The following is a 26,990-nucleotide window of genomic DNA, read 5'->3' on the forward strand; positions in this document are numbered from 1 at the left end:
CGGTGCGGGGGCGGTGAAAGTGGGGGAGGGCGGGTTGTGGGCGATGATCGAACGTAATTGTGCGGCGCTTAACCGGTCAGCTTCAGGCATAAAAAAACCGCCTCCTGTGAGGGAGGCGGTTTGGTCTACAGCGGCGCTGCTTTTTACAAAAGCATCAGAACAACTTCAACGCCGGTGCTTCTTCTTTCAACGGCTCGTTCTTCGCGGTCTGCTCGTTCCAGCCGCCGCCGAGGGCCTTGTACAGGTTGACCTCACTGTTGAGCTGCGCCAGGCGGTCGGTGATCAGCGATTGCTGGGCACTGAACAGCTGGCGCTGGGCGTCGAGGAAGGTCAGGTTGCTGTCGACACCAATGCGGTAGCGACGCTCGGCCAGGCGGTAGTAATCCTGGTTGGCGGCGACGAAGCCGCGTTGGGCATCCAGCTGCTGCTTGTAGGTCTCACGCGCGGCGAGGCCGTCGGAAACTTCCTGGAAGCCGGTCTGGATCGCCTTCTCGTAGGTGGCCACGTTGATCTCTTTCTGGATCTTCGAGTAGTCCAGGCTCGCGCGCAGGCTACCGGCGTTGAAGATCGGGATGTTGATCTGTGGCGCGAACGACCAGGTGCCCGAGCCGCCTTTGAACAGGCCGCCCAAGGTCGGGCTGGCGGTACCGGCACTGGCCGTCAGGCTGATGCTCGGGAAGAACGCTGCACGGGCCGCGCCGATATTGGCGTTGGCTGCCTTGAGGTTGTATTCGGCCTGCACGATGTCGGGGCGACGCTGCAGCAGGTCGGATGGCAACCCGGCCGGCACTTCGCTGAGCAAGTCATCCGACAGCGGCTTGCTGACGATGTTGGCCGGCAGGCCGGTGCCCAGCAGCAGGGTCAGGTTGTTCTCGTCCTGGGCGACCTGGCGGGTGTAGCGCGCCAAGGCGACCCGGGCGTTTTCCACCGAGGTGCGTGCCTGGCTCAGGTCGAGGGCCGAGGCCACGCCGACTTCGTTGCTGCGCGAGGTCAGCTTGAAGCTCTGCTCATAAGCACCGAGGGTGTCCTGGGTGAGCTTGAGCAGTTCCTTGTCGGCCTGCCAGGTCAGGTAGGCGTTGGCCACACTGGCCACCAGGCTGATCTGGGTGCTGCGTCGTGCTTCTTCAGTGGCGAAGTACTTTTGTAGCGCTTCTTCACTCAGGCTGCGCACGCGGCCGAACAGGTCCAGCTCATACGAGCTGATCCCCAAGCCAGCCGAGTACTGGCTGGTGATGGTCGATTCGCCGGTCTGCGACAGCTTGGCCGGGGTACGCGAACGGCTGCCGCTGCCTGTGGCCGAGATGGCCGGGAACAGGTCGGCACGCTGGATCTGGTACTGCGCGGCGTAGGCGTCGATGTTCAGCGCCGCGACGCGCAGGTCACGGTTGTTCACCAAGGCGGTCTGGATCAGCTGTTGCAGGGCAGGGTCATGGAAAAACTGCTTCCAGCCCTGCTCGGCAGCGGCCTGGCCCGGCGCCTGGGCCGACGAATACGCCGGCCCCTGCGGGAACTGAGCTGCCACCGGCGCTTCAGGGCGCTGGTAGTCAGGAATCAGCGAGCAGCCACTGAGCACGAATGCGGTGACGGCTAAGGAAAGTAGCGACTTGCTCATTGGCCAGCCTCTTTAGGAGTTTGCTTGGGTTCAGTCTGTTTACGCTCGCCCGCGGCGGACACGGTTGCAAAGAACAGTGGCACCCAGAAGATCGCCAGGACAGTGGCCGTGATCATACCGCCAATTACACCGGTACCGATCGCGTGCTGGCTGCCGGAGCCTGCGCCCGTGGAGATCGCCAGCGGCAACACGCCGAGGACGAAGGCCATGGAGGTCATGATGATCGGGCGCAGACGCATGCGGGAAGCTTCGATGGCGGCCTCGACGATGCCTTTGCCTTGTTCGTGGAGCTCTTTGGCGAACTCCACGATCAGGATGGCGTTCTTCGCTGCCAGGCCCACCGTCACCAGCAAGCCCACCTGGAAGAACACGTCGTTGGACAGCCCGCGCATGCTGGTCGCCATCAACGCACCCACAACCCCCAGTGGGACTACCAGGATGACTGCGATCGGAATCGACCAGCTTTCGTACAGTGCCGCGAGGCACAGGAACACTACCAGCAGCGACAAGGCGTACAGCGCAGGCGCCTGGGAGCCGGACAGACGTTCTTCATACGACAGGCCGGTCCACGCATAGCCAATACCCGCCGGCAGTTGCTTGGCGATACGCTCGACTTCGGCCATGGCGTCACCGGTACTGTAGCCCGGCGCCGGGGTGCCGAGGATTTCCATCGCCGCTACACCGTTGTAGCGCGAGAGTTTCGGCGAACCGAAGATCCACTTGCCCGAAGCGATGGCAGACAACGGCACCATCTTCCCGGAGTCACTGCGTACGAACCATTTGTTCAGGTCTTCAGGGGACATGCGGCTGGCGGCGTCACCTTGCACGTACACCTTCTTCACTCGACCACGGTCGATGAAGTCGTTGACGTAGCTGCCACCCAGGGCAATCGCCAGGGTCTGGTTGATGTTCGACAGGGTGATGCCTTGGGCGCTGGCCTTCTCGTCGTCGACGGTGAGCTCGTACTGCGGCTCATCGTTCACGCCGTTGGGGCGCACACCTGCCAGGATCTTGCTCTGTGCGGCCATACCGAGGAACTGGTTGCGTGCGGCCATCAATTTTTCATGGCCAACACCGCCCTGGTCTTGCAGGAACACGTCGAAGCCGGTGGCGTTACCCAGTTCCAGTACAGACGGCGGCACGATGGCAAATACCATGGCGTCCTTGAATGTCTGCATGAAATAGCCTTGGGCGCGCTTGGCGATCTCGAACACCGAGTTGGACGCGTCACGCTCATCCCACGGCTTGAGCATCACGAATGCCAGGCCCGAGCTCTGGCCACGACCGGCGAAGTTGAAGCCGTTTACGGTAAACACCGATTTCACGCCTTTGCCTTCGCCAGGCTCGCCTTCCTTGTCGTTGAGCAGGAACGCGCGCATATCGTCGATGACTTTCTGCGTACGTTCAGCCGAAGAACCTACCGGCGTCTGCACCTGGGCAAAAATCACGCCCTGGTCTTCGTCAGGCAGGAACGCAGCAGGAATGCGCATGAACAGCCAGACCATGCCGACGATGATCAGCGCGTACACCAGAAACGCCGGGATCTTGTGCTTGATCATGTTGCCCACGCCGCGCTCGTAGCTCAGTACGCCACGGTCGAAGGTGCGGTTGAACCAGCCGAAGAAACCGCGCTTGGGTTGGCCGTGTTTTTCCGGGTCGATCGGCTTGAGCATGGTGGCGCACAAGGCCGGGGTGAAGATCAGGGCAACCAGTACCGACAACGCCATGGCCGAAACGATGGTGATGGAGAACTGTTTGTAGATCACACCGGTAGAGCCGCCGAAGAATGCCATTGGCAACAGTACCGCCGACAGCACCAGGGCAATACCCACCAGGGCGCCCTGAATCTGGCCCATGGACTTGACCGTCGCCTCCTTGGGCGACAGGTGCTCCTCGGCCATCACCCGCTCGACGTTTTCCACCACGACGATGGCGTCGTCCACCAGCAAGCCGATGGCCAGGATCATGCCGAACATGGTCAGGGTGTTGATGGTGAAGCCGAACGCCGCCAGGATCCCGAAGGTACCCAGCAACACCACTGGTACAGTCATGGTGGTGATGATGGTGGCGCGGAAGTTCTGCAGGAACAGGAACATCACCAGGAACACCAGCACGATCGCTTCGACCAGGGTGTCGACTACACCGGAGATCGATTCAGTCACCACCGGGGTGGTGTCATACGGCACCACCGCCTTCATGCCAGGCGGGAAGAACGGCTCCAGAGACTTGACCGTTTCACGGATGGCCTTGCCGGTGTCCAGGGCGTTGGCGCCCGAGGCCAGCTTGATCGCCATACCGGAAGCGGGCTTGCCGTTGAACTGCGCACTGATGCTGTAGTTCTGGCCACCCAGTTCGATACGGGAGACGTCACGCAGGCGCACCTGGGAACCGTCGGCATTCACCTTCATCAGGATGTTGCCGAACTGCTCTGCAGTTTGCAGGCGCGTCTTGCCGATGATGGTGGCGTTCAGCTGGTTGCCGGGCAGGGCAGGCAGGCCGCCCAATTGACCGGTGGCCACCTGGACGTTCTGCGCCGAGATGGCGGTGCTGACGTCGACCGGGGTCAACTGGAAGTTATTCAGCTTGGCCGGGTCGAGCCAGATACGCATGGCGTACTGCGAACCGAACACCTGGAAGTCACCGACACCCGCAGTACGCGAGATCGGGTCCTGGATGTTGGACACGATGTAGTTGGAGAGGTCGTCCTTGGTCATGCTGCCGTCTTCCGACACCAGACCGATTACCATCAGGAAGTTCTTCACCGACTTGGTCACGCGGATACCCTGCTGCTGCACTTCTTGCGGCAGCAGTGGGGTCGCCAGGTTCAGCTTGTTCTGCACCTGAACCTGGGCGATGTCCGGGTTGGTACCCTGGTTGAACGTCGCGGTGATGGTCATGCTGCCGTCGGAGTTACTGTCCGAGGCCACATAACGCAGGTTGTCGATACCGTTGAGCTGTTGCTCGATCACCTGCACCACGGTGTCCTGCACGGTTTGTGCAGACGCACCTGGGTAGGTCACCTGGATGTCGATGGCGGTTGGCGCGATGGCCGGGTATTGGTTGATGGGCAACTTCAGGATCGACAGTGCCCCGACCAGCATGATCACCAGGGCAATTACCCAGGCGAAAATGGGACGGTCGATAAAAAATTTCGACATGGGTTACTCCCCCTGGCCAGCAGCGGCAGCAGGAGCTGGAGCAGAACCGGCAGGTTTGGCGTTGCCGGCGTCCTTGACCTGGACTTCGATGCCCGGCTTGACGTACTGCAAGCCTTCAGTAATCACACGGTCACCGGCGTCGAGGCCTTTTTCCACCAGCCAATAAGCGCCGGCAGTACGGTTGGCGACCAGTACGCGTTGCTCGACCTTGTTGTCCTTGTTCACCACCAGCGCCGTCGGGATGCCCTTGAGGTCGCGGGTCACGCCTTGCTGTGGTGCCAGGATGGCCTTGCTGTTCACACCGGCTTGCAGCTGGGCGTGCACGAACATGCCCGGCAGCAGGGTGTGGTCAGGGTTCGGGAACACGGCGCGCAGGGTCACGGAGCCGGTGGTCTGGTCAACCGACACTTCGGAGAACTCCAGCTTACCGTCCTGGCCGTAGTCGCTGCCGTCTTCCAGGGTCAGCTTGACCTTGGCCGCATTGGCGCCGGCTTTTTCCAGCTGACCGCTTTCCAGGTCGCGGCGCAGTTTCAGCATTTCAGCCGAAGACTGCGTGACGTCGACGTAGATCGGGTCCAGTTGCTGGATCACCGCCATGGCGTCGGTCTGGCCGCTGCTCACCAGCGCGCCTTCGGTCACCGAAGAACGGCCGATACGCCCGGAGATCGGCGCGAACACTTTGGTGTAACGCACGTTGATCTGGGCGGTTTGAACGTTTGCTTCCGAAGTCATGCGGTTGGCGACGGCAGTGTCGTATTCCTGACGGCTCACGGCTTGCTCATCGACCAACTGCTTGTAGCGGTCGGTGATCGACTTGGTCTGGGTCAGGCTGGCTTGCGCGCTTTTGAGCGTGGCTTCATAGACCGACGGGTCGATCTGATAAAGCTGCTGGCCTTCCTTCACGTCCGCGCCTTCCTTGAACAGGCGCTTGAGAATGATGCCGTTGACCTGTGGGCGAACTTCCGCGATGCGGTAGGCGGTGGTGCGGCCTGGCAGCTCGGAGGTCAGGGTATAGGCTTGCGGTTGAATGGTGACCACGCCGACCTGAGGGGTTTGAGCGGGCGGAGCCGCTTCTTCCTTTTTACATCCGCTGAGCAGCGATGCCAGGGCGACGGCAGTGACCAGAGCGGTAACAGCTGGCTTAAGTTGCATGAAGATCCTCGGGTCAGGCGCGCAGGGTGCGCACAAGAAGGGTGGAAGGGTAAAAAACAAGCCGTGAGTGGATAAGTAGCTTGCTACGCAATATACTTACGTTCATGGTTGTTTGTAAACTCTTGACAGGCTTCGCGGAATGTTGACAAAGCAACGCCCAAAGCCTCGATTCCATTACGTTCGGCACCCATGACGGTGTCGTCCCACAAATATTCAGATGATCGTCAACGTCTATTAACGTTGCGTTAACGATAGTCTCAAGTGTCCTGATTGAGGTTTTACTGCCATGGTTCGTCGTACCAAAGAGGAAGCTCAGGAGACGCGCAGCCAGATTCTCGATGCCGCCGAGCAAGCCTTTTATGAGCGCGGTGTCGCGCGGACCACGTTGGCGGACATCGCCGCGCTGGCCGGGGTGACGCGCGGTGCCATCTATTGGCATTTCAGCAACAAGTCCGACTTGCTGCAGGCGCTGCTCGACACGCTGCATGAGCCCCTGGACGAGTTGGCGCGCGCCAGCGAAAGCGAGGATGAGCTCGATCCGCTGGGCTGCATGCGCAAGTTGCTCATTCGTCTTTACCATCAGGTGGCCCTGGACCCGAAGACCCGGCGCATCAACGAGATTTTGTTTCATAAGTGCGAGTTCACCGATGAAATGTGTGACATGCGCCGTCAACGCCAGACCCATAGCCTGGAGTGCAACCTGCGTATCGGCCTGACATTGCGTAACGCGGTCCATCGTGGGCAGCTTCCGGAAAACCTCGACACTACGCGTGGAGCGGTGTGCATCCACGCCTTCATCCACGGCTTGATCGGCCAGTGGTTACTGGTGCCCGACAGCTTTCAATTGCACCAGGAAGCCGAACGTTGGGTGGACGCCGGGCTGGACATGCTGCGCCTGAGCCCTAGCCTGCGCAATTGAGACAAAATGCGTAATTGCATCAGGTTGTGTCAACAGTAAAGCCTAAGGACAGTCAATCGTCCTTCTGCCTGATTGGTGGGGTGACTTTATATACGGGCTGGCGGGCGGTTGATAGGTAGCCGCCTAAGTATTTTGTAGCGATTTTGTTGCGGTTCTGTGAAGCAATGTTTCTCAGGGCTGCATAAGTCAAAAATGTGGGAGGGGCGGTGCGACGATTCGACTTGCCCCCGATAGCGGTCTGTCAGTTGAAACAACTGACACTGAACCACCGCCATCGGGGGCAAGTCGAATCGTCGCACCGCCCCTCCCACATTGATTTTGTGTTGCAGGTGATTAGATCGCCAGCGTCGGGTAGTCGATATAGCCAACCGGGCCCTTGCTATAGAAGGTGTCCGGGCGCGGGTCGTTCAGCGGCGCGTCGGCCTTCAGGCGTGCCGGCAGGTCGGGGTTGGCAATAAAGGGGACGCCCCAGGCCACTGCATCAGCCTTGCCTTCAGCCAGCCAGGCATTGGCGCTGTCCTTGGTAAAGCGCTCGTTGGCGATGTACGCGCCGCCGAAGGCTTTTTTCAGTTGTGGGCCGAGGCTGTCTGCGCCTTCCTTCTCACGCGAGCAGATAAACGCGATACCACGCTTGCCCAGTTCACTGGCGACGTAGGTGAAGGTTTCTGCCAGGTTGTCGTCGCCCATGTCGTGGGAGTCGGCACGCGGTGCCAGGTGCACACCCACACGCCCGGCGCCCCAGACTTCGATGGCCGCGTCGGTCACTTCCAGCAGCAGGCGCGCACGGTTTTCCAGGGAGCCGCCGTACTGGTCGGTGCGCTGGTTGGTGCTGCTTTGCAGGAACTGGTCGAGCAGGTAGCCGTTGGCGCCGTGGATTTCCACGCCGTCGAAGCCGGCGGCCTTGGCGTTCTCGGCACCGGTGCGGTAGGCGTCGACGATGTCGGCGATTTCAGCGGTTTCCAGGGCACGTGGGGTTGGGTAGTCGGCCAGTGGGCGAACCAGGCTGACATGGCCTTTTGGCTGGATGGCGCTCGGTGCCACCGGGGTTTCGCCGTTCAGGTAGGACTCATGGGAGATGCGGCCCACATGCCACAGTTGCAGGAAGATCTTGCCGCCCGCGCCGTGGATCGCCTTGGTCACGTTGGCCCAGCCGCGCACCTGGTCGTTGGACCAGATGCCCGGGGTATCCGGGTAGCCCACGCCCAGCGGCGTGACGGAGGTGGCTTCGCTGAGGATCAGCCCGGCGGACGCGCGTTGTACGTAGTATTCAGCCATCAGGGCGTTGGGCACGCGACCGGCGTCGGCACGGCAGCGGGTCAGCGGCGCCATGATGATGCGGTTCGACAGTTCCAGGTCGCCCAGTTTGATCGGATCGAAAATAGTCGTCATGGGTAAACACCTTGCTCTTGGAAGTTGATCAGTTGGTCGCAGGGGCCAGGTCGGCATCGCCGCTCTGACGGAAAGTAATCAAGGTCACCAGCAGCGCCAGGATCGCCAGGGCCGCAGCGGCCAGTGGCACGCTGGTCAGGCCGAAGCCGTGGGCAATCACACTGCCGCCGACCCAGGCACCGAGGGCGTTGCCGATGTTGAAGGCGCCGATGTTCAAGGTGGACACCAGGTTCGGTGCGGCCTTGCCGAAGGTCACCACGTTGATCTGCAACGCCGGCACGGCAGCAAACGAGGCGGTGGCCCACAGGAACAGGGTGATTTCAGTCGGGATTAGCGCGACGCTGGTCCAGCTCAGCGCGGTGGACACCACCGCCATGCTGATGAACACGCCGATCAACGTGGCTGCCAGGCGCTTGTCCGCCAGCTTGCCGCCGATGATGTTGCCCACGGTGAGGCCCAGGCCGATCAGCAGCAGGGTCCAGGTCACGCCTTTGGGCGATACGCCGGTGACATCGCCGAGCAGTGGCGCAACATAAGTGAAGAGGGTGAACATCGAGGCGGCGAACAGTGCGGTCATGCTCAACGACAGCCAGATGCCGGCGCCCTTGAGGGCCGCCAGTTCGGCGCGCATGTCGAGTTTTTCTTCATCGCGCTTGGCCGGCAGGAAGCGGATCAGGCCGATCAACGCCACTACCCCAATCACCGTCACGGCCCAGAAGGTCGAGCGCCAGCCGGCTTCCTGGCCAAGTGCAGTGCCCAGCGGCACGCCCAGCACGTTGGCCAGGGTCAGGCCGGTGAACATCAAGGCCACGGCCGAAGCGCGTTTGTTGGCCGGCACCAGGTTGGCGGCCACCACCGAACCAATCCCAAAGAACGCGCCATGGCAGAGTGCCGTGACCACGCGGGCAAACATCAGCACGTTGTAGTCACTGGCCAGGGCGCAGAGCAGGTTGCCGACAATAAAAATGCCCATCAACGCGACCAGCGCGGCCTTGCGTGGCAGCTTGGCGGTGGCCAGTGCCATGAAGGGTGCGCCGATGGCCACGCCCAGGGCGTAGCCGGTGACCAGCCAACCGGCGCCGGGGATCGACACGCCGAGGTCCGCCGCCACATCGGGCAACAAGCCCATGATGACGAACTCGGTGGTGCCGATGGCGAAGGCGCTCAGGGCCAGTATGAGTAGCGAGAGGGGCATTATCGTTTCCTTGTTACAGCGCTGCGTTGTCGTCCGCGCTGAGTTCGGTGGTGAGCGCAGCGAGGAAGGCTTGGATCACTTCCTCATTGCGTTTGAAAAAGTGCCACTGCCCGGCCTTCTGGCTGCTGATCAAACCCGCCCGCTGCAAGGTGGCCAGGTGGGCCGACACGGTCGACTGGGACAGGCCGCAGCGCTGGTCGATCTGCCCGGCGCAAATGCCGTATTCGTGGTTGTGCAGTTGCTCGGGGAATTGCACTTTCGGGTCTTTCAGCCAGGTGAGGATGTCTCGTCGTACTGGGTGCGCCAGGGCTTTTATTATTTCGTCGAGGTCGATGGACATGGCAGGTGCTCGGTGTCGTAAAGCGTTATATCGCGATGAGGCGAACCTTAAATCGTTATATCCCGATATACCAATATGATTTTGCTCTGAGGTCAGGCTAAATCGGTATATCGGGTTATAACGATACGTTGGCGTCAGTGCTAGACTGCGCGCCATGAATTATCTCGCACATCTACACCTGGGCGGCCAACTTCCTGCGCAAATGCTGGGCAGCCTCTATGGCGACTTCGTCAAAGGCCGCCTGCAGGGCCAGTTCAGCCCGCAAATCGAATCGGCGATTCAGTTGCATCGCTCGATTGACCGCTTTACCGATAGCCACCCATTGGTCGGCGAAGCATTGTCGCGTTTCAGCCTCACCCGCAGGCGGTATGCCGGGATCGTCCTCGATGTGTTTTTCGATCACTGCCTGGCACGGGATTGGGCGTTGTATGCCGACCAACCGCTGGAGCACTTCACCTCGCAGGTGTACCGCGTGCTGGCAGCCGAGCCGCAGTTGCCGGGGCGGCTGGCGCAGATTGCGCCCTGGATGGCAGCGGATGACTGGCTGGGCTCGTACCGCGAGTTCGCGGTGATGGAGCAGGTGTTGCGGGGGATCTCGCGGCGGCTGACGCAGCCGGAGGAGTTGGGGTTTGCGATGCAGGAGTTGCGGGAGCTTTATGAGCCGTTGAGTGATGACTTCCGGGTGTTCTATCCAAAGTTACAGGCGTTTGCACAAACCCAGCTGACTACTGATATCTAAATGTGGGAGGGGGCAAGTCGAATCGTCGCACCGCCCCTCCCACATTGGAATTGTGTTTACTTCATTCAAGCAGCATACGCAGGTCGAGCATCCACTTGTTCAGCCTCTGGAACCGGCCCAAACAACGCCTTCTGCACCGCCTGCTGCGCCTGATACGCCAGCGCCGCACGTTCCTGCCCGGCGCAGGCAATCGGCTTGAGCACATGGATTTCCACATCGCCCTGGTCATTGCCGAACAGCCGCATCAAGTGCGAGAGCAAATCATCATCGCCAATAAACGGCGCCAGCGGGTCCACCTGGCCATCGCGCAGGTAACGGATCGCCACGGGCTGCAGCGCCACATCCGCGTCGATCGCACTGGCCAGCAAGCGCCCGTGGAACGTGCGCAGGCTGCGCCCGTCAGTGGTGGTGCCTTCCGGGAACATCAGCAGCGGGTGCTGTTGCTCCAGGTGACGGGTCATCTGTTTGCGGATCAACTGGCTGTCGCCCGAGCCGCGGCGGATAAACAAACTGCCGGCCTTGGCCGCTAACCAGCCAGCCACCGGCCAGGTACGCACTTCGGCCTTGGACAGGAACGACATCGGCGCCACCGCGCCGAGCAATGGAATATCGGTCCAAGACACGTGATTGCTCACCCACAGCATCGGCTGCGTCGGCAACTCGCCGTGCACCGTTACGCGAAAGGGCAGGGCGTTGGTCAGCCGCGCCATAAAGAATCGTGACCAGCGCTGGCGGCGCACCATCGAGTTGGCAACCCCCAGGCGCTCAAACAAACCAAACACACTGGCCATGCTCAACCCCAGCGCCACCACCAGCAACACGCGGGCAATGCGCCCGTACACGCGCAGGCGGCTCATCACATTGCAGCCTTGAAGTGGCGGGCGTAACGCGGGCATAACTCATCGCGCTTGAGCAGGATGAATACGTCGGCCACCTGGAAGTCTTCATCCCAGCACGGCTCGCCGCAGATCTTCGCGCCCAGGCGCATATAGGCCTTGAGCAACGGCGGCATTTCCGCGATCACGTTAGACGGCAGGTCCAGCGCCGGCAGCGGTTTTTTCGGTTCGGCGCGCAGGTGTTCGTTGCACAAGTAGCGTTCGCGCAGGCGCTGCATGATCGCGTGTGCCTGGATGCCGCCGTCGTGCATCGGGATGCTCGCGCAGCCCATCAGGTAGCTGTAGCCGCCCTGGTTGAGCACTTCGGCCAACTCGCCCCAGAGCACGGCGATGGTGCCGCCGTTGCGGTAGGCCGGGTCGACGCAGGTACGGCCGATTTCCAGGATCGGGCCTTGCAGGTGCAGCAGGCCGTGCAGGCTGAATTCTTCTTCGCTGTAGAACCGGCCCAAGGTGCTGGCGGCCTGGTGGTCGAGCAAACGGGTGGTGGCTACCAATCGACCGCTGTTCATGTCGCGCACACCGATGTGGCTGCAGTGAACATCATAGTCATCCATGTCCAGACCCAGTTCCGCACCTTTCAGCTTGGCGTTGAACTCGCCGCTGAACACGTTGAAACGCAGGGCCTGGGCTTCCTGCAAAGCCTTGGCGCCAACCAGGCGTTCGGCTTGCAGACGGCGTTCATTGCCGGTGTCGCTGATGCGGGCGATCTGAGTCATGGCGAATCTCCGAGTGCCGGCCACTTACCGGCCGGTCGACTTGTTTGTCCAAACTCAGGCTATGTAGCCCCGGTGTCATCTCCATGAAGTTACGGTGACGGTTGGATGACAGCCCCTCTGTAGCAAATCTGTCACCGGCCTCGGCTAGGCTCGCGGGCTTGAATGCCCCCTTGAGTTTGCGTCCATGGTCAGAGGCCTGTTGTGTGTTGCCCTGTTGTTAGCCACCGTTACTGCCCGCGCCGAAAGCTGGCCAGACAAGGATTGGGCCAAGGCCACGCCACTCGCCGGCCCGGCCGTCGAAGCCCTCGACAGGTACGCGTTCCCTCCGCGTGACGACACCACCCGCCAAGGCATCCGCACCGATGCGCTGCTGGTGATCCGCGACGGTGAAATCATCTATGAACGCTACGCCGCGCCCACCACCGCCAGTACGCCGCACCTGACCTGGTCCATCAGCAAAAGCCTGATGGCCACCGTGCTTGGCGTGGCCTATGGCGACAACCGCTTCAAATTGAACGACCCCGTAGCGCGCTTCTACCCGCCGATGAAGCAACACCCCACGGTGACCATGGCCGACCTGCTGCACTGGGCCTCGGGCCTGGACTGGCAGGAAGACTACGAATACGCCCCGCTGAAATCCTCGGTGGTAGCGATGCTCTACACCCGTGGCCGCGCCGACATGGCCGAGTTTGCCGCCAACACCGAGGCGTCCAGCGCCCCGGGCCAGGCCTTCCGTTATTCCAGCGGAGACAGCAATATCCTGTCCGCCGCGCTCAAGGGCATGCTTGGCCACAAGGCGTATATGAGCTACCCGTGGGACGCGCTGTTCAAGCCGCTGGGCATTCGCAACGCCACCTGGGAAACCGACGCCGACGAAACTTTTGTCGCCTCGTCCTACGCCTACCTGACCGCCCGCGACCTGGCACGCGTCGGTCTGTTGATGGCACGGGACGGACGCTGGGGGGAGCAACAGTTGCTGCCTAAAGCCTGGGTCGATTTCAATCTCCAGCCGTTCGACAAGTACAAGGCGGGCCAGGACGAAGCCGTACCGGGCGGCCATTGGTGGCTCAACCAGGGCGTGCCCCGGCCCTGGCTCGACGCCCCCGCCGACACCTTCGCCGCCCTCGGCCACTGGGGCCAGGCGCTGTACGTGATGCCCGCCGAACACCTGGTGATCGTGCGCTACGGCGACGACCGCGACGGCAGCTATCGCCATAACGAACTGCTCAAGCACGTGCTCGCGGCGGTGCAACCATGATCCGTCGTCGGCCGTTTACCAGCCTGTTTCTGCTGCTGTTGATCTCTCTGCTGGGATGGATCTGGCACGAACGCGTCAACCTGCAAGCCTTCCCCGACATCATCGCGGCGTACACCGCCAAGGAATACTGCTCATGCCGCTACGTGGCGAACAACCCGGCGGAGTATTGCCGGGGGTATGTGCAGCAGTACGTGCCCACCAGCGCGTTCAGCGATAACCCGGAGCGCAGTGAGGTGACGGCGAGCGGGTTGGGGCGCACGCACAGTGCAAGGTGGCTGGGCGATCGCCAAGGCTGCCGCCTGAACCCCTGACCCACCACCGCCCCAATGTGGGAGGGGGCTTGCCCCCGATGGCGCTGGGTCAGTAACAAATATGCTGACTGATCCACCGCTATCGGGGGCAAGTCGAACCGTCGCACCGCCCCTCCCACAGTGGAATTGCATGTTAAGGTTCGTGCAGGTTTTTTGCCCCATGAGTCTCTATGTTCAATGTCAAACCTCTCGCCTTCACGTTGCTGACTTGTGCCGCCGTACCCGCCCACGCCGATTGGTACCTGGACAACGAGTCCTCGCGCCTGTCATTTGTCACCACCAAGAACACCGAGATCGCCGAGGTCCAGCGCTTTTTGGTGCTGCACGGCAAGGTTGACAGCAAGGGCGCGGCAACCGTGGAAGTGGAGCTGGAGTCGGTCAACAGTGGCATCCCGCTGCGTGATGAACGCATGCGCAATGACCTGTTCGAGATCAAGACCTTCCCCGAAGCGCTGATCAGCGCGCAGATCAATCTGCAACCCATCAACGACCTGGCCCCCGGTGCGCAACTGGAATTGCGCCTGCCGATGAGCGTGACCTTGCATGGCAAGACCCACACCTACAGCGCCGAACTCCTGGCCACGCGCCTGGATGACCGCCGTTTCCAGGTGGTGACCCTGGAGCCGGTGGTGTTGCATGCCGAAGACTTCGACCTGGCACCAGGTGTGGCGGCGTTGCGCAAGGCGGCTGGGCTCAAGTCGATCAGTTTGTCGGTGCCGGTGGGTGCGGTGCTGATCTTCACGGCGCGCTGACATGGGCGGCGCAGTGTTCCCGTGGCGTAGCGGCAACCGTTTCGAGTTGTTGATCGACGGCCCGCAGTTTTTCCCGCAGATGCTGGTGGGCATTGCCCGCGCCGAGCGGCAAGTCGATCTGGAGCTGTACCTGGTGGAAGCCGGCGCCTGCGCCGAAGCCATGGTGCAGGCGCTGGTGCTGGCCGCCGAGCGCGGCGTGCGGGTGCGCTGCCTGTTCGATGACTACGGCAGCCTGGCCTTTACCCTGGGGTTGCGCAAGCGCCTGACCGACGCGGGGGTGGAGCTGCGTTTCTACAATCGCCTGAGCTGGCGCCGTTGGATGCGCAACCTGTACCGCGACCATCGCAAGCTGTTGCTGATCGACCAAGGTATCGCCGTGGTCGGCGGCACCGGCGTTACCGATGAGTTCTGGACCCCTGGGCAAGACACTGCCGAATGGCATGAGGTGATGGTGCAGATCAGCGGCCCGCTGGTGCAGGACTGGCAGGCCTTGTTCGACCGCCAGTGGCACGCCAACGCGGCGCGCCGGGAGTGGAAGCCGGCCACTCATTTCGGTTTGCCGCGCCTGCCCAAGGTGCCGGCCACCGGGCCTGGCCTTGGCCGCGTGGCCTATGCCGATGCCCGCCAGCACCGCGATATCTTGCAGTCGCTGATTCGCGCACTCAACAGCAGCAAGACGCGCATCTGGCTGGCCACGCCGTACTTCCTGCCCACCTGGAGCGTGCGCCGTGCGTTGCGCCGGGCAGCAGGGCGCGGGGTGGATGTGCGCTTGCTGCTCACCGGGCCACGTACCGATCACCCGTCCGTACGTTACGCCGGGCATCGCTATTACCCGCGCTTGCTGCGGGCCGGTGTGCAGATCTTCGAATACCAGCCGTGCTTTCTGCACCTCAAGATGGTGTTGGTTGACGATTGGGTGAGCATAGGTTCGTGCAACTTTGATCACTGGAACCTGCGCTTCAACCTGGAAGCCAATCTGGAAGCGCTGGACCCCGAGCTGACGCAGGCAGTGGCGGGCAGTTTCGAGCGGGATTTTGCCCAGAGCCAGGCGGTCAGCCTGGAGGCGTGGAAGGCGCGGCCGTTGTGGCGGCGGGTGAAGCAGCGGGTGTGGGGGTGGATTGATCGGTTGGTGGTGAATTTGCTGGATCGACGCGGCTAGCGAGGTCACCACCAGTCAAATGTGGGAGGGGCACCGCTCCTCCCACATTTTGAACCCATCAGGTGTTAGAGCAATTCAAAAGTCTGCTGCTGCACATCCTGGGAATCCAACCCAATCTGCACATTGAACTCACCCGGTTCCGCCGCGAATTTGAGCTGGGTGTTGTAGAACTTCAAGTCCTCTTCGGTGATGGTGAAGTGCAGCGTGCGTTCTTCGCCAGCCTTGAGCATGACCTTCTGGAAGTTCTTCAGCTCCTTGATCGGGCGGATCATCGAGCCGGCCACGTCCTGGATATACAACTGCACCACGGTTTCGCCATCGACCTTGCCGGTGTTCGTTACCGTGACGCTGGCATCGAGTTTGCCGGTCTTGTTCAGGGTGGTGGACGACAGCGCCATGTCCGACAGGCTGAACGAGGTGTAGCTCAGGCCATAACCGAACGGGAACAGTGGCCCGGTGGTGTCATCGAAATACTGCGAGGTGTAGTTGCCCGGCTTGCCCGGCGTGAACGGCCGGCCGATGGTCAGGTGGTTGTAGTAGGTAGGAATCTGCCCAACCGAACGTGGGAAGGTGATCGGTAGCTTGCCCGAAGGGTTGTAGTCACCGAACAGCACGTCGGCGATGGCGTTGCCGCCTTCGGTGCCGGCGAACCAGGTTTCCAGGATCGCGTCAGCCTGTTGTTTCTCATCCAGGATCGACAGTGGGCGGCCGTTCATCAGCACCAGCACCAGCGGCTTGCCGGTGGCTTTGAGGGCCTTGATCAGGTCGCGCTGGCTTTGCGGAATGTTCAGGTCGGTGCGGCTGGAGGATTCGTGGGACATTCCACGGGATTCACCCACGGCGGCCACCACGATATCGGCATCCTTGGCGGCCTTGACCGCCTCGTCGATCAGCACCTGTGGCGAGCGGGTGTCATCCACCACTTCCGGGGCATCGAAGTTGAGGAAGTTGAGGTAGTCGACCACCGCCTTGTCGTTGGTGATGTTGGCGCCACGGGCGTAGATGATTTTGCCTTTTTCGCCGATCACGGCGTTCATGCCGTCGAGCAGGGTCACCGATTGCGCCGGTTGGCCGGCAGCGGCCCAACTGCCCATCATGTCGATGGGGGCCTTGGCCAATGGGCCGACCAGGGCGATGGTCGCGGATTTTTTCAGCGGCAGTGTTTCATTATGGTTTTTCAGCAGCACCAGGCTGCGGCGTGCGATGTCGCGGGCGTCGGCACGGTGCAGGCGGCTCTCGGCGTTAGTGTCGGCCGGGTCATCCTCGGCCTTGCCGATGCGCAGGTACGGGTCTTTGAACAGGCCCATGTCGTATTTGGCGGCCAGCACTTCACGCACGGCGTTGTCGATGTCGCTTTGCTCGATCTCGCCGGACTTGAGCAGCCCCGGCAATTCCTTGCCGTACAGCGAGTCGTTCATGCTCATGTCGATGCCAGCCTTGATCGCCAGCTTGGCGGCCTCACGCCCGTCCTTGGCGACGCCGTGCTTGATCAGCTCGACGATTGCGCCGTGGTCGCTCACGGCCAGGCCCTTGAAGCCCCAGTCCTTGCGCAGCAGGTCGTTCATCAGCCAGGTGTTGGCGGTGGCGGGTACGCCGTTGATCGAGTTCAGCGCCACCATCACGCCGCCCGAGCCGGCCTTGATTGCTGCGTGGTAGGGCGGCAGGTAGTCCTGGTACATCTTGACCGGGCTCATGTCGACCACGTTGTAGTCGCGCCCGCCTTCCACTGCGCCATACAGGGCGAAGTGCTTGACGCTGGCCATGATGCTGTCGGCGTTGGCGGGGCTGGTGCCCTGGAAGGCCTTGACCATCACCTCGGCAATTCGCGAGACCAGGTAGGTGTCTTCGCCGAACCCCTCGGAAGTGCGGCCCCAGCGTGGGTCGCGGGAGATGTCGACCATCGGCGCAAAGGTGATGTCGAGGCTGTCGGCGGCGGCTTCCTGGGCGGCGATGCGCCCGGAGCGGCCGATGGCGTCCATGTCCCAGCTGGAGGCCAGGGCCAGGCTGATCGGGAAGATCGTGCGGTGGCCGTGGATCACGTCGTAGGCGAAGAACATCGGGATCTTCAAGCGGCTGCGCATCGCCGCGTCCTGCATCGGACGGTTTTCCGGGCGGGTGATGGAGTTGAACGTGCCGCCGATGCGGCCGGCGGCGATTTCCTTGCGGATCAGCTCGCGCGGCATCTCGGGGCCGATGCTGATCAGGCGCAACTGGCCGATCTTTTCATCCAGGGTCATCTGCTTGAGCAGGTCGCTGACGAAGGCGTCCTTGTCTTTAAGCGCAGCAGGCTTTGTTTCTGCCCAGACGGGGTGGGTGGCCAGAGTGGCAACAAGGCCGAGCAAACACAGCTTTTTCATGAATATCCTTTTTCGGCTCACTGCACAGCATCAAGGGACTGCTGTCGGCCAAAATGTGGGGAGCGACTATTGTTGTTCGGGTGTTGTTCAGCTAAATGCAGCACACTCCGCTGAACTCTTATTTATGAACTCTTTGTGGCGCTGGGCATCTTTTAGCTGATTGGCCCGATGCATTCCAGTGGTGGTGGCGGATTATGCCCCAAGCGCAGGGTTTATAGGGTCAGTCGTAACATTCCATCAAGATTGGGCAGGAGAAACATCATGCAAGCAGCACAACATTACCGCTGGGGCTTCAAGGCCGCGGTTCTGCTCTTGATCAGCACAGTGCTGAGCGGTTGCGGTATCAACACCATTCCGACCCTGGACGAGCAGGCCAAAGCGGCCTGGGGCCAGGTGCAGAACCAGTACCAACGCCGTGCCGACCTGATTCCCAACCTGGTGGAAGTGGTCAAGGGCTACGCCGCCCACGAGCAGGACACCCTGACCGCGGTGATCGAAGCGCGGGCCAAGGCCACCTCGATCCAGGTGGATGCCAGCACCCTCGACAACCCCGAGAAACTCAAGCAATTCCAGCAGGCCCAGGATGGTTTGAGCGGTGCCCTCAGCCGTTTGATGGTGGTGTCCGAACGTTACCCGGACCTCAAGGCCAACCAGAACTTCCTGGCCCTGCAATCGCAACTTGAAGGCACGGAAAACCGTATCGCCGTGGCCCGCCGTGATTTCATCCAGGCGGTACAGGCCTACAACACCGAGATCCGCACCTTCCCCGGCCGCCTGTGGCACAGCGTGATGTACAGCGACTTGCCGATCCGCCAGACGTTTGAAGCCACCAGTGCCGATGCCGATAAAGCGCCGCAAGTGAAGTTCAAATAAGACTTTCCTGAGGTGTCGATGCGTTTATTACGGATAGGCTTGGCGCTGTGGTTGCTGGCCTGCGTGGGAGTGGCCCAGGCTGCGCTGAGCTTCCCGGCGCTGACCGGGCGGGTGGTGGATAACGCCCAAATGATCGACCCGGCTACGCGCGAGCAGATCACCCAGCAGTTGCAGGCGCTGGAGCAGGCCCGTGGCGACCAGATCGTGGTGGTCACCGTGCCCGACCTGCAGGGCGTACCGATTGAAGACTTTGGTTACCAATTGGGCCGCCAATGGGGCATTGGCCAGAAGGGCAAGGATAACGGCGCGCTGTTGATCGTCGCCCGTGATGAGCGCAAATTGCGCATCGAAGTCGGCTATGGCCTGGAAGGCGTGCTGACCGATGCGCAGTCCTGGGTGATCATCAACCAGGTGATCGCACCCAAATTCAAGGCCGGTAATTTCAGCCAGGGCATCAGCGAGGGTGTCTCGGCGATGATTCAGGTGGTGGGCGGTGAGCCACTGGCCGTGCCGGCGCATGTGGCGGACGCGAATTTCGCCAAGGATAATCCCGGGCTTTCCATCGGCCTGTTTATTCTGTTTATCGGTGTACTGTGGTTGTGCAATCGCCTGGGGCTGCCGGTGGGCGCCATCTTGCTGGCGATCCTCAGCAGCAGTGGGCGTGGCGGCGGGGGAGGCGGCGGCGGCGGTGGTTTCCGAGGCGGCGGTGGCGGCTTTGGCGGCGGCGGGGCCTCAGGTGGCTGGTAATGACAATAATGAAAAAAGAGCATCTACAACCATGGCACTACTGAGTGAACACGAACAACGCCAGGTCGCCGAGGCGATTGCCCGCGTGGAGCAGCAGACCGACGCCGAACTGGTGACGGTGCTGGCCGCCCGCGCCGACGATTACGCCTACATCCCGCTGCTGTGGGCCAGCCTGATTGCGTTGGTAGTGCCCGGCGTGGTGCATTACTTGTCGGGCTACCTGACCATGTACACCTTGCTGTTGGCGCAATGGGCGACCTTTATCGTGTTGTGCCTGGTGTTCCGCTTGCCCAAGGTCACCACCCGTTTGATTCCGCGCTCGGTGCGCCATTGGCGCGCGTCGAACCTGGCGCGGCGGCAGTTCCTGGAGCAGAACCTGCACCACACGCTGGGCAGTACCGGTGTGCTGATTTTTGTCAGCGAGGCGGAGCGCTATGTGGAAATCCTGGTGGACGAAGGTATTTCCAAACACCTGGATGACAGCAGTTGGGATGGGATCGTCACGGCATTCACCCAGCAGGTAAAACAGGGCCAGACGCTGGCCGGGTTCATTGCCTGCATTGAGGCCTGTGGCGAGTTGCTCAAGGTGCATGTGCCGGTGACGCAGACCCGTAATGAACTGCCCAATCGCCTGGTGGTACTCGAATAACCCAGCCACCACAGAGCAAAAATGTGGGAGCGGGCTTGCTCGCGAATACGGAGTGTCAGCCAACACATTCGGCGACTGGCCCACCGCTTTCGCGAGCAAGCCCGCTCCCACATTGGGCTCTGTGTTATCCATTGCAATTACCGTTGATCAAATAACCCCGTGCCCTAAACCCCCATCCCCCCTAAAATGCCCGGCATTCCCAGCCCGAGGCGTTTTTGTTCATGTCTGTTACCGCTCAACCGGATCATCACGCCCAGTTCATCGAACTGCTGAGCGCAAGCCTCGCGCAGGATGCGTTTATCAAGCTGGTATTGGCCAAGTACGTGGGCGAGGAAGCCGAGTTGCAGCGGCTGATCATCAAGCCTGTGACGGTCAAGGAGCAGGCGTGCCTGTCCTTCGTCTACCGCTACAAGACCCGCGACATCACCAAGAACTTGCCCCTGGCCGACGGCGTGGCGGCGATTGCCGAGCTGCTGCCGGCCTCGTTCAAGAACGCGCACTTGCTGTCGCTGACCGATGAAGCCCAACTGGAATACAGCAAGAAAAACAAAAGCTCGCTGTTCAAAAGCAAGCCACAGCAACTGCGTGAAGCGCCGTCGGCCGAGCATAACCGTGAGAAGAATCGCTTCCTCGACCTGAGCCGGCCGTTCCTCGCCGACCTGGGTGTGACCGACGCCAAGCAGGCGCTGATCCCGTCGATGTCGCGCAAGTGGAAGCAGATCAACAAGTTCATCGAAGTGTTCAGCCATGCACTTACCTCGTCACCCTTGAAGCTGGACCAGCCGGTGCGTGTCGCGGACTTTGGTTCGGGCAAGGGCTACCTCACGTTTGCCATCCACGACTACCTGCGCAACACCCTCAAGGCCGAGGGCGAAGTGACCGGTGTTGAGCTGCGCGAAGACATGGTGACCCTGTGCAACACTGCCGCCGCACGCCTGGAGCACCCGGGGCTGGTGTTCAAGTGCGGTGATGTGCGCAGCGTGGCGCCCAGCGACCTGGACGTGATGATCGCCCTGCATGCCTGCGACATTGCCACCGACTATGCGATCCACACCGGTATCCGTTCCGGCGCGTCGATCATCATGTGCTCGCCGTGCTGCCATAAACAGATTCGCCTGCAGATCCAGAGCCCGGCGCTGCTCAAGCCGATGCTGCAATACGGCCTGCACCTGGGCCAGCAGGCAGAAATGGTCACCGACAGCCTGCGTGCGTTGTACCTCGAAGCCTGCGGCTACGAGACCAAGGTGTTCGAGTTCATCTCGTTGGACCACACCAACAAGAACAAGATGATCCTCGCGGTCAAGCGCGCCGAGCCACTGGATAACGCGCAGTTGCTGGAGAAAATCCAGGCGTTGAAGGCGTTCTACCAGATCACCGACCACTGCCTGGAAACCCTGTTGCGTGCGGATGGTTACTTGGCCTGAGAACGCCGCAAATCAAATGTGGGAGGGGGCAAGCCCCCTCCCACATTTAGACCACACTAACCTTTGGCGCCGGCGCAGGCTGTACCGCCGTCTTGCGCCCCAGCATCACCGTCACGATCACGCCACAGGCAAACAACCACGTAATCGGCTCAATGTGTTCCCCAAAGAACAGCGCCGAAAACGCGATGGTGAAGAAAATCTGCAGCAACTGGATCTGGCTGACCCGTGCAATACCACCCATGGCCAGCCCGGCGTACCAGGCGAAGAACCCCAAAAACTGCGAGAACAACGACACATACCCAAACGCCCACCAGGTGCGCATGGATATCGCCCCTTGATGCTGCGCCGCCAGGTACCAGACTGGGCCGATCAGCACCGGTGTCGACAGCACCAGCGCCCAGCAGATCACCTGCCAGCCGCCCATTTCCTTGGCCAACCGGCCGCCTTCGGCATACCCCAGGCCTCCTAAGGCGATTGCCGCAAACATCAACAGATCCCCAGCTTGAATACTGCCGGCGCCAGTGATCAACGCGTAACCCAACACCAGCGCACTGCCCAGCGCCGCGCAGGCCCAGAAGGCTTTGGACGGCCGCTCATGGGACAGCCAGGCCGCATACAGCGCCACACACAAAGGTTGCAGGCCGTTGACCAGTGCGCCATGGGACGCTGGCAAGGTTTGCATGGCCCAGGCCGACAGCACCGGGAACCCCAGAATCACGCCCGCAATCACCAGGCACAAACCGCGCACCTGGCGCCAGGTTGGCCAGCGCTCGCGGCGCCACAGCAACAGCGCCGCCGCCGGCACCGCCGCAAACAAGGCACGGCCCAGGCCGTTGAGCAACGGGTGGATCTCCTGCACCACGATGCGGGTGAAGGGCAGGGTCAGGCTGAAGATGATGACGCCCAGCAGGCCGAGGGCCATGCCGGTGTTTTCGCGCGAGTTCATGGGAAGGATCCGAAATCCACAGGGTTTCAAGGGAAACCCATCTAGCCACAACCCCCGCCGATTGCGGGCCTACAGCTGAGTGCGGATTTATCCGTACAGTTGATCGGGGGTGGGAGCTGGCACACCGCGGTGCCTGCATCGCGGGCAAGCCCGGCTCCCACACGGGCCGTGCGCGTCTTTAGAAGAAACGTGTAACGCTGATCTTGGCATTGCGCCCTTCACTGTAGGCACGGTCGCCGGCGAGGGCGGGCAGGTAGCTGCGGTTGAACAGGTTGTCGACGGTAAAGTTGACCTGCAGCCCTTTGAGGCCGGCCTGTTGCGGTTTCCAGCTGGCGAACAGCCCCTGGGTGTCGTAGCTGGGGTTTTCGGTGCTGTCGTAGAACGCATCGCCCGCCGTGGAATTCAGGCCGCTTGAGTAGATGTCGCTGGGCACGCGGTCGGTCTTGCGCACGAACTGGCCTTGCCAGCCCACTTGCGCGTCCCAGGCGGGAATCTTGGTGCCGAGCACCACCACCCATTTGGCCGGTGGAATGTCCCGCGCCCACACATGCAGGTCGCTTGCCCACGGGTTGGTGTAGGGGTTGTCGCGTTTGCCGGTGGCCCAGGAGTAGGTTACCGAGCCGAACAGGTAGGTCGAGTCGTAGTAGCCTTCAAGCTCGACGCCCTTGATGGTCATACCGCCTACGTTGCGGTAGTTGGTCTTGGACGCCATGTCGGTGCACACGTCCGCCACGCTTCCCGACACCGTGAGCTGGCGCTCACAGCCGATGCCGGTGGCCTTGAAGATTTCATCTTCGATGCGGTTGTGAAACAGCGTAGTCCGCAGTTGCAGGTTGTCGCCGTGGCTGATGAGGTTGGAGAAGTTGGTGACGTTACCGGCCGTGATCGCTGTGATGCGTTCGGGGTTCAAATTGAGGCTGGTCGAGGTGCGGCTGCCGGTGCCCTGCACTTCGTATTGTTCATCGATCACCGGTGCGCGCCAGGTTTTGTTCCAGCTGGCAAACATCGCCACGTCCGGGGTGATGTTCCAGTACGCCGCCAGGCGCGGTGACCAGCCGGTGTAGGTGCGATCGCTGTAGTCATGCCCGAACGCGGGGTTGGGGTTGCTGTAGAACGGCGCATCGTTGGCTTCGCCGCGGTTGCGCACGTGGTCGTAGCGCAGGGATGGGGTGATGGTCACGTCGCCGAGGGTAATGGCGTCCTGCAGGTAAAAGGCGTTGGTGTCGACCTTGCCGTGGGGCATGAAGGCCGGCTGGAAATGCCCGTAGTTGTACCTGGCCGTGTTGTAGGTCGCGCCCGGCATCCAGCTTTCGATTTCACGCTTGTGCTTGCGAATTTGCACACCGGTGGTGACGGCATGTTCCATGGGGCCGGTGGTAAACAGGCTGATGTTGCGCAGTTCGAGAATCTTGTCGTTGTAGGCCGTGTCCATCTTGCGCCCGCCCGAGGACAGCAGAAACGCCGCGTCGGCGTTGCGTTCGTCGGTCTGGTCGGTGTTGGACATGGAATAACTGAGTTTCAAATCAATCAGCGGGTTGTCCACCGGCTGGTATTCGTACTTGGCCGAATAGGTGGTGTCGATGGTCTCGCGGTTGGCCAGCAAGCGTTTCAACGCGCCTTCGTAGCCGTAACGGTCGATGGAATATTGCGTCGGCGGCGACGGGTAGCTCTTGGCCGAGAACGGTGTCCAGAGCTGGCTGCGCGAACGGGAATAGGACAGCCCCATGCTGTGTTCATCGTTGAAGTGCGCATTGAACTTGAACAGCGCGCCGTCCACATTTTGCGCGCTGTTGGGCAGGCGCTTGGGGTTGATCGGGTACTCGTTATACTTGTCTGGCGGGGTGGCGGCCAGCTTCATGTCACCGCCGTCGCGCTGGGTGATGTAGGCCAGACCGTCGAAGCGGCCATCGTCGGTGCGACCGTAAAGTGCCGAGCTGTAGACCTGCTCATGGTTATTGCTGGCGTAGCCGTACTTGAGCATGGCGCCGGCGTTGCGGCCGTCTTCCAGCAGGTCGGGGGCGTCCTTGGTTTCCATGTGCACCGTGCCGCCGAAGCCGCCGTTGCCGGTAAACGGCGAATAGGGGCCTTTCTCCACTTCGATGCTTTTGATCAGCTCGGGCTCGATGAAAATGGTGCCTTGCTGATACCGCTCAAAGCCACTTTTGGTCGCGCCATCCACAGTCATCGGCACGTCTTCGGCCTCGGCCATGCCGCGAATGTTGATGGTCTGGCCACCCGGCTTGGGCGAACCGCCCATGAATACACCGGGCAAGGTCTGCAACAGCGCCGGGATATTGTTGGGTTGGTAGCGGTCGATATCGGCCTGGCTCAGGGTGGAGCGGCCGACGGTGCTGGAGTCCACTTGATTGCCGGTGCCGATCACGCTCAAGGCATCCAGCTGGATCGCGCCACTGTTGGTGGTCTTGGCCTCTTCGGGCCTTACCACGTAGGTGCTGCCAACCTTGATCAGGCTGAACTCGGCGTTTTTCAGCAGGGTACGAATCGCTGCCTCAGGGGTGAACTCGCCATTGAGCGCCGGCGCCTGCACGTTCTTGAGCAAGGTTTCATCGAACAGCAGCTGGATTTTCGCCTGCTGCGCCACTTGGCTCAGGGACGTGGCCAGCGGCTGGGCGGGCAGTTGCAGCTTGATCGACTCGGCCTGGGCTGTGAGGCTGAAAGCCATGCAGGCGGCGATAACGGTCGGTCGAAGCAACAGGTGCGAAGCGTGGCAAGGCGCGCGAAACATGAAATCCCCCGGTGCGGCCAAATGGCCAAAAAGGTGTGCGTGTCAAACGCAGACCGGAGGAAGACGGCGCAGGCAAAAAAATCCACACCTGCGAATGAAAAATATTCTCAACTATGCTTTGCGAAGGGTTATTTGCTCGGTTCTATCCGCACGATGCCATCGGCCGAGGCCACGGTTTTAACCGGCAGCAGGGCCGGCAGGGCGTTGAGCAACGCGTCGGGGTCATTCACATCCAAGTTACCCGACACCTTCAAGTGCGCCACGGCGTTGCTCACCAGCAGGGGAGCCTGAGGGCGATACAGGCTCAATTCATCGATCAGGCTGGCCAGTTCACGGTTGCGAAACGACAAGTGCCCGCTGCGCCAGTCGGCCACTTCTTCGGCGGTAAGGGTTTGCTGTTGCACAGTGCCCTTGGCGTAGTTGTAGCTGGCGCGTTGCTGGGCGCCCAGCAGGGCCACCGGGCTTTTTGCGTCGGGCTCGAAAGCGACCTGGCCATGGGCGACGCTGACTACCAATTGCTGCTGGCTGCGGCGTACATCGAAGCCGGTACCGACCACCCGCACATTGGCCTCGCCGGCTTGCACGAACAGCGGCCGTTCCTTGTCGGCGGCCACTTCGATATACACCTGGCCCTTGTCCAAATGCACGATGCGCTGGTGGGCGCTGAAGTCCACGCGCACGCGGGTGTTGGCATTCACAAACAAGGTGCTGCCGTCGGGCAGGTCGAGGGTGCGCATGCCCTTGGCGTGGGCCGCCACTTGGGTGTGATACAGCGCGCGGGGCGCGCCGATTTGCGTGGTCAGCACGGCGCACAGCACGGCGGCGGCCACGGCCAGGGCAGGGCGCCACACCGACGGTTTGCGTGTGGGCAGCGCCACGGGTTTGTTCAGTTGCTGCAACTGGGCGAGGTCGGCCCACAGTTGTTCGAATTCGGCATAGGCGCGGGCATGCGCTGGCGTCGCCTGCCAGGCGGCAAAGGCCTTGCGGTCGGCACGGCCCGCGTCGTTACGGTTGCGTGCAAACCAGCTGGCGGCTTGGGCATCGATGGAGTCGCTCGCCTCGATATCCAGGGCGTCGATGTCGCTCAGGCGGTTCATTCTGGCTGCTCCGTGCCGGGGTCGTTTTGAAGGCGTCGCTTGCAATGCAGCAGGGCCAAGGCGATGTGCTTTTCCACCATGCTGGTCGAAATGCCCATGCGCTCGGCGATCTGCGCCTGGCTCAGGCCTTCGAAGCGGTGCAGCATAAGGGCTTCTCGCCTGCGGGGCGAGAGTTCGGCGAGGACTTCTTTCAACTGTTCCAGGCGTTGCAAGCGCTGCGCGGCGGCCATGGGGTCGTTTTGCTCGTCGGTGACAGGTTCCGCGTCCATGTCGGCCTGATCAGAGTGGGCGGTGTGCCGTACCTTCTGTTTGCGCCAGTGATCACGCAGCAGGTTGCGCGCCATCTGGAACAGAAACGCCCGTGGCTGCTCGACCTTGGCACGGTCGCGGTAGTCCAGCCACTGGGTAAAGACATCCTGGGTCATGTCAGCCGCATCGCTGGCGTTGTCCGTGCGTTTGCGCAGGAAATACAGAATATCTGCATAAAACCCGCGAAAGGCATCGGCCGACAACGGGTCGGGCTTGGGACGCGACATGGATATCCTTCTTGACGAA

General features: G+C 61.6%; 23 protein-coding genes. 10 read left to right on the forward strand and 13 right to left on the reverse strand.

Going from position 1 to position 26,990, the window contains the following annotated elements; all coding sequences use genetic code 11:
* Positions 1-154 precede the first annotated feature (154 nt).
* Genes adeC through CXQ82_RS07130 form a run of 3 tightly spaced genes read right to left on the reverse strand, consistent with a single transcriptional unit; the run spans position 155 to position 5,922 of the window.
* Positions 155-1,612 (reverse strand): AdeC/AdeK/OprM family multidrug efflux complex outer membrane factor, encoded by a 1,458-nt coding sequence (adeC, locus tag CXQ82_RS07120; protein WP_101267433.1) that lies wholly within the window; start codon positions 1,610-1,612, stop codon positions 155-157.
* On the reverse strand, positions 1,609-4,770 hold the full coding sequence (locus tag CXQ82_RS07125; protein WP_101267435.1) for an efflux RND transporter permease subunit: 3,162 nt from the start codon (positions 4,768-4,770) through the stop codon (positions 1,609-1,611). The genes adeC and CXQ82_RS07125 overlap by 4 nt, the downstream gene beginning before the upstream one ends.
* Before the next feature lie 3 nt (positions 4,771-4,773).
* Positions 4,774-5,922, reverse strand: coding sequence for an efflux RND transporter periplasmic adaptor subunit (locus CXQ82_RS07130; protein ID WP_101267436.1), 1,149 nt, complete (start codon positions 5,920-5,922; stop codon positions 4,774-4,776).
* 286 nt (positions 5,923-6,208) lie between these two features.
* Between CXQ82_RS07130 and CXQ82_RS07135 the strand changes: the two genes are divergently transcribed.
* Positions 6,209-6,841: a TetR family transcriptional regulator gene (locus tag CXQ82_RS07135; RefSeq protein WP_101267438.1), complete on the forward strand. Its 633-nt coding sequence runs from the start codon at positions 6,209-6,211 to the stop codon at positions 6,839-6,841.
* Positions 6,842-7,174: 333 nt separating this feature from the next.
* Here the strand turns inward: CXQ82_RS07135 and CXQ82_RS07140 are convergent, their stop codons facing one another.
* From CXQ82_RS07140 to CXQ82_RS07150, 3 genes are read right to left on the reverse strand one after another with little or no spacing between them, the layout of a single operon-like run.
* Positions 7,175-8,230, reverse strand: coding sequence for an alkene reductase (locus CXQ82_RS07140; RefSeq protein WP_101267440.1), 1,056 nt, complete (start codon positions 8,228-8,230; stop codon positions 7,175-7,177).
* 28 nt (positions 8,231-8,258) lie between these two features.
* A complete protein-coding gene (locus tag CXQ82_RS07145; protein ID WP_101267442.1) occupies positions 8,259-9,425 on the reverse strand; it encodes an MFS transporter in 1,167 nt (388 codons plus the stop codon).
* A gap of 13 nt (positions 9,426-9,438) precedes the next feature.
* The gene (locus CXQ82_RS07150) at positions 9,439-9,765 is read right to left on the reverse strand and encodes a helix-turn-helix transcriptional regulator (RefSeq protein WP_101267444.1); all 327 of its coding nucleotides are present in this window, start codon (positions 9,763-9,765) and stop codon (positions 9,439-9,441) included.
* A 154-nt stretch (positions 9,766-9,919) separates the two neighbouring features.
* Here CXQ82_RS07150 and CXQ82_RS07155 point away from each other — a divergent pair, with 154 nt between their 5' ends.
* Positions 9,920-10,504, forward strand: coding sequence for an ACP phosphodiesterase (locus tag CXQ82_RS07155; RefSeq protein WP_101267446.1), 585 nt, complete (start codon positions 9,920-9,922; stop codon positions 10,502-10,504).
* 65 nt (positions 10,505-10,569) lie between these two features.
* Here CXQ82_RS07155 and CXQ82_RS07160 read toward each other — a convergent pair whose 3' ends face one another.
* Both CXQ82_RS07160 and olsB read right to left on the reverse strand, forming a co-directional pair.
* Positions 10,570-11,361, reverse strand: coding sequence for a lysophospholipid acyltransferase family protein (locus CXQ82_RS07160; RefSeq protein WP_101267448.1), 792 nt, complete (start codon positions 11,359-11,361; stop codon positions 10,570-10,572).
* On the reverse strand, positions 11,361-12,116 hold the full coding sequence (olsB, locus tag CXQ82_RS07165; RefSeq protein WP_101267450.1) for an L-ornithine N(alpha)-acyltransferase: 756 nt from the start codon (positions 12,114-12,116) through the stop codon (positions 11,361-11,363). The genes CXQ82_RS07160 and olsB overlap by 1 nt, the downstream gene beginning before the upstream one ends.
* A gap of 184 nt (positions 12,117-12,300) precedes the next feature.
* Between olsB and CXQ82_RS07170 the strand changes: the two genes are divergently transcribed.
* From CXQ82_RS07170 to CXQ82_RS07185, 4 genes are all read left to right on the forward strand, one after another.
* Positions 12,301-13,374 (forward strand): serine hydrolase, encoded by a 1,074-nt coding sequence (locus CXQ82_RS07170; protein WP_101267452.1) that lies wholly within the window; start codon positions 12,301-12,303, stop codon positions 13,372-13,374.
* Complete coding sequence (locus CXQ82_RS07175) at positions 13,371-13,685, forward strand: amidase (RefSeq protein ID WP_101267453.1); 315 nt, start codon at positions 13,371-13,373, stop codon at positions 13,683-13,685. Before CXQ82_RS07170 ends, CXQ82_RS07175 begins: the two co-directional genes overlap by 4 nt.
* 170 nt (positions 13,686-13,855) lie before the next feature.
* Positions 13,856-14,437, forward strand: a complete 582-nt coding sequence (locus tag CXQ82_RS07180) for a YceI family protein (protein ID WP_101267456.1) — start codon at positions 13,856-13,858, stop codon at positions 14,435-14,437.
* 1 nt (position 14,438) lies between these two features.
* On the forward strand, positions 14,439-15,596 hold the full coding sequence (locus tag CXQ82_RS07185) for a phosphatidylserine/phosphatidylglycerophosphate/cardiolipin synthase family protein (RefSeq protein ID WP_101267459.1): 1,158 nt from the start codon (positions 14,439-14,441) through the stop codon (positions 15,594-15,596).
* A gap of 65 nt (positions 15,597-15,661) precedes the next feature.
* Here CXQ82_RS07185 and bglX read toward each other — a convergent pair whose 3' ends face one another.
* The gene (gene bglX, locus CXQ82_RS07190; protein ID WP_101267461.1) at positions 15,662-17,953 is read right to left on the reverse strand and encodes a beta-glucosidase BglX; all 2,292 of its coding nucleotides are present in this window, start codon (positions 17,951-17,953) and stop codon (positions 15,662-15,664) included.
* A gap of 261 nt (positions 17,954-18,214) precedes the next feature.
* Between bglX and CXQ82_RS07195 the strand changes: the two genes are divergently transcribed.
* The 4 genes from CXQ82_RS07195 to CXQ82_RS07210 all read left to right on the forward strand — a co-directional run bounded on the left by CXQ82_RS07195 (position 18,215) and on the right by CXQ82_RS07210 (position 21,646).
* Positions 18,215-18,826, forward strand: a complete 612-nt coding sequence (locus CXQ82_RS07195) for a LemA family protein (RefSeq protein ID WP_101267463.1) — start codon at positions 18,215-18,217, stop codon at positions 18,824-18,826.
* A gap of 18 nt (positions 18,827-18,844) precedes the next feature.
* Positions 18,845-19,573 (forward strand): YgcG family protein, encoded by a 729-nt coding sequence (locus CXQ82_RS07200; RefSeq protein WP_101267465.1) that lies wholly within the window; start codon positions 18,845-18,847, stop codon positions 19,571-19,573.
* Positions 19,574-19,604: 31 nt separating this feature from the next.
* Positions 19,605-20,222, forward strand: a complete 618-nt coding sequence (locus CXQ82_RS07205; RefSeq protein WP_101267467.1) for a TPM domain-containing protein — start codon at positions 19,605-19,607, stop codon at positions 20,220-20,222.
* Between the two features lie 221 nt (positions 20,223-20,443).
* Positions 20,444-21,646, forward strand: coding sequence for an SAM-dependent methyltransferase (locus CXQ82_RS07210; protein ID WP_101267469.1), 1,203 nt, complete (start codon positions 20,444-20,446; stop codon positions 21,644-21,646).
* Between the two features lie 46 nt (positions 21,647-21,692).
* On the opposite strand, the gene CXQ82_RS07215 is transcribed toward CXQ82_RS07210, so the two are convergent.
* From CXQ82_RS07215 to CXQ82_RS07230, 4 genes are all read right to left on the reverse strand, one after another.
* On the reverse strand, positions 21,693-22,592 hold the full coding sequence (locus tag CXQ82_RS07215) for a DMT family transporter (RefSeq protein ID WP_101267471.1): 900 nt from the start codon (positions 22,590-22,592) through the stop codon (positions 21,693-21,695).
* Between the two features lie 178 nt (positions 22,593-22,770).
* Positions 22,771-25,338, reverse strand: coding sequence for a TonB-dependent receptor (locus CXQ82_RS07220; protein ID WP_101267474.1), 2,568 nt, complete (start codon positions 25,336-25,338; stop codon positions 22,771-22,773).
* 128 nt (positions 25,339-25,466) lie between these two features.
* A complete protein-coding gene (locus tag CXQ82_RS07225) occupies positions 25,467-26,435 on the reverse strand; it encodes a FecR domain-containing protein (protein ID WP_101267475.1) in 969 nt (322 codons plus the stop codon).
* The gene (locus CXQ82_RS07230) at positions 26,432-26,971 is read right to left on the reverse strand and encodes an RNA polymerase sigma factor (RefSeq protein ID WP_101267477.1); all 540 of its coding nucleotides are present in this window, start codon (positions 26,969-26,971) and stop codon (positions 26,432-26,434) included. Before CXQ82_RS07230 ends, CXQ82_RS07225 begins: the two co-directional genes overlap by 4 nt.
* Positions 26,972-26,990: the final 19 nt, after the last annotated feature.

The sequence above is a fragment of the Pseudomonas sp. S09G 359 genome (assembly GCF_002843605.1).
In the GTDB taxonomy this organism is placed as follows: Bacteria; Pseudomonadota; Gammaproteobacteria; order Pseudomonadales; family Pseudomonadaceae; genus Aquipseudomonas.

What these genes read in the sequence shown, in the direction of transcription:
- CXQ82_RS07200 (WP_101267465.1), top strand. Translation starts at nt 18,845, where the DNA reads ATGCGTTTATTACGGATAGGCTTGGCGCTGTGGTTGCTGGCCTGCGTG.
- olsB (WP_101267450.1), bottom strand. Translation starts at nt 12,116, where the DNA reads ATGACTCAGATCGCCCGCATCAGCGACACCGGCAATGAACGCCGTCTG.
- CXQ82_RS07185 (WP_101267459.1), top strand. Translation starts at nt 14,439, where the DNA reads ATGGGCGGCGCAGTGTTCCCGTGGCGTAGCGGCAACCGTTTCGAGTTG.
- CXQ82_RS07215 (WP_101267471.1), bottom strand. Translation starts at nt 22,592, where the DNA reads ATGAACTCGCGCGAAAACACCGGCATGGCCCTCGGCCTGCTGGGCGTC.
- CXQ82_RS07155 (WP_101267446.1), top strand. Translation starts at nt 9,920, where the DNA reads ATGAATTATCTCGCACATCTACACCTGGGCGGCCAACTTCCTGCGCAA.
- CXQ82_RS07145 (WP_101267442.1), bottom strand. Translation starts at nt 9,425, where the DNA reads ATGCCCCTCTCGCTACTCATACTGGCCCTGAGCGCCTTCGCCATCGGC.
- CXQ82_RS07130 (WP_101267436.1), bottom strand. Translation starts at nt 5,922, where the DNA reads ATGCAACTTAAGCCAGCTGTTACCGCTCTGGTCACTGCCGTCGCCCTG.
- CXQ82_RS07230 (WP_101267477.1), bottom strand. Translation starts at nt 26,971, where the DNA reads ATGTCGCGTCCCAAGCCCGACCCGTTGTCGGCCGATGCCTTTCGCGGG.
- bglX (WP_101267461.1), bottom strand. Translation starts at nt 17,953, where the DNA reads ATGAAAAAGCTGTGTTTGCTCGGCCTTGTTGCCACTCTGGCCACCCAC.
- CXQ82_RS07125 (WP_101267435.1), bottom strand. Translation starts at nt 4,770, where the DNA reads ATGTCGAAATTTTTTATCGACCGTCCCATTTTCGCCTGGGTAATTGCC.
- CXQ82_RS07160 (WP_101267448.1), bottom strand. Translation starts at nt 11,361, where the DNA reads ATGAGCCGCCTGCGCGTGTACGGGCGCATTGCCCGCGTGTTGCTGGTG.
- CXQ82_RS07225 (WP_101267475.1), bottom strand. Translation starts at nt 26,435, where the DNA reads ATGAACCGCCTGAGCGACATCGACGCCCTGGATATCGAGGCGAGCGAC.
- CXQ82_RS07180 (WP_101267456.1), top strand. Translation starts at nt 13,856, where the DNA reads ATGTTCAATGTCAAACCTCTCGCCTTCACGTTGCTGACTTGTGCCGCC.
- CXQ82_RS07140 (WP_101267440.1), bottom strand. Translation starts at nt 8,230, where the DNA reads ATGACGACTATTTTCGATCCGATCAAACTGGGCGACCTGGAACTGTCG.
- adeC (WP_101267433.1), bottom strand. Translation starts at nt 1,612, where the DNA reads ATGAGCAAGTCGCTACTTTCCTTAGCCGTCACCGCATTCGTGCTCAGT.
- CXQ82_RS07205 (WP_101267467.1), top strand. Translation starts at nt 19,605, where the DNA reads ATGGCACTACTGAGTGAACACGAACAACGCCAGGTCGCCGAGGCGATT.
- CXQ82_RS07150 (WP_101267444.1), bottom strand. Translation starts at nt 9,765, where the DNA reads ATGTCCATCGACCTCGACGAAATAATAAAAGCCCTGGCGCACCCAGTA.
- CXQ82_RS07210 (WP_101267469.1), top strand. Translation starts at nt 20,444, where the DNA reads ATGTCTGTTACCGCTCAACCGGATCATCACGCCCAGTTCATCGAACTG.
- CXQ82_RS07170 (WP_101267452.1), top strand. Translation starts at nt 12,301, where the DNA reads ATGGTCAGAGGCCTGTTGTGTGTTGCCCTGTTGTTAGCCACCGTTACT.
- CXQ82_RS07175 (WP_101267453.1), top strand. Translation starts at nt 13,371, where the DNA reads ATGATCCGTCGTCGGCCGTTTACCAGCCTGTTTCTGCTGCTGTTGATC.
- CXQ82_RS07220 (WP_101267474.1), bottom strand. Translation starts at nt 25,338, where the DNA reads ATGTTTCGCGCGCCTTGCCACGCTTCGCACCTGTTGCTTCGACCGACC.
- CXQ82_RS07135 (WP_101267438.1), top strand. Translation starts at nt 6,209, where the DNA reads ATGGTTCGTCGTACCAAAGAGGAAGCTCAGGAGACGCGCAGCCAGATT.
- CXQ82_RS07195 (WP_101267463.1), top strand. Translation starts at nt 18,215, where the DNA reads ATGCAAGCAGCACAACATTACCGCTGGGGCTTCAAGGCCGCGGTTCTG.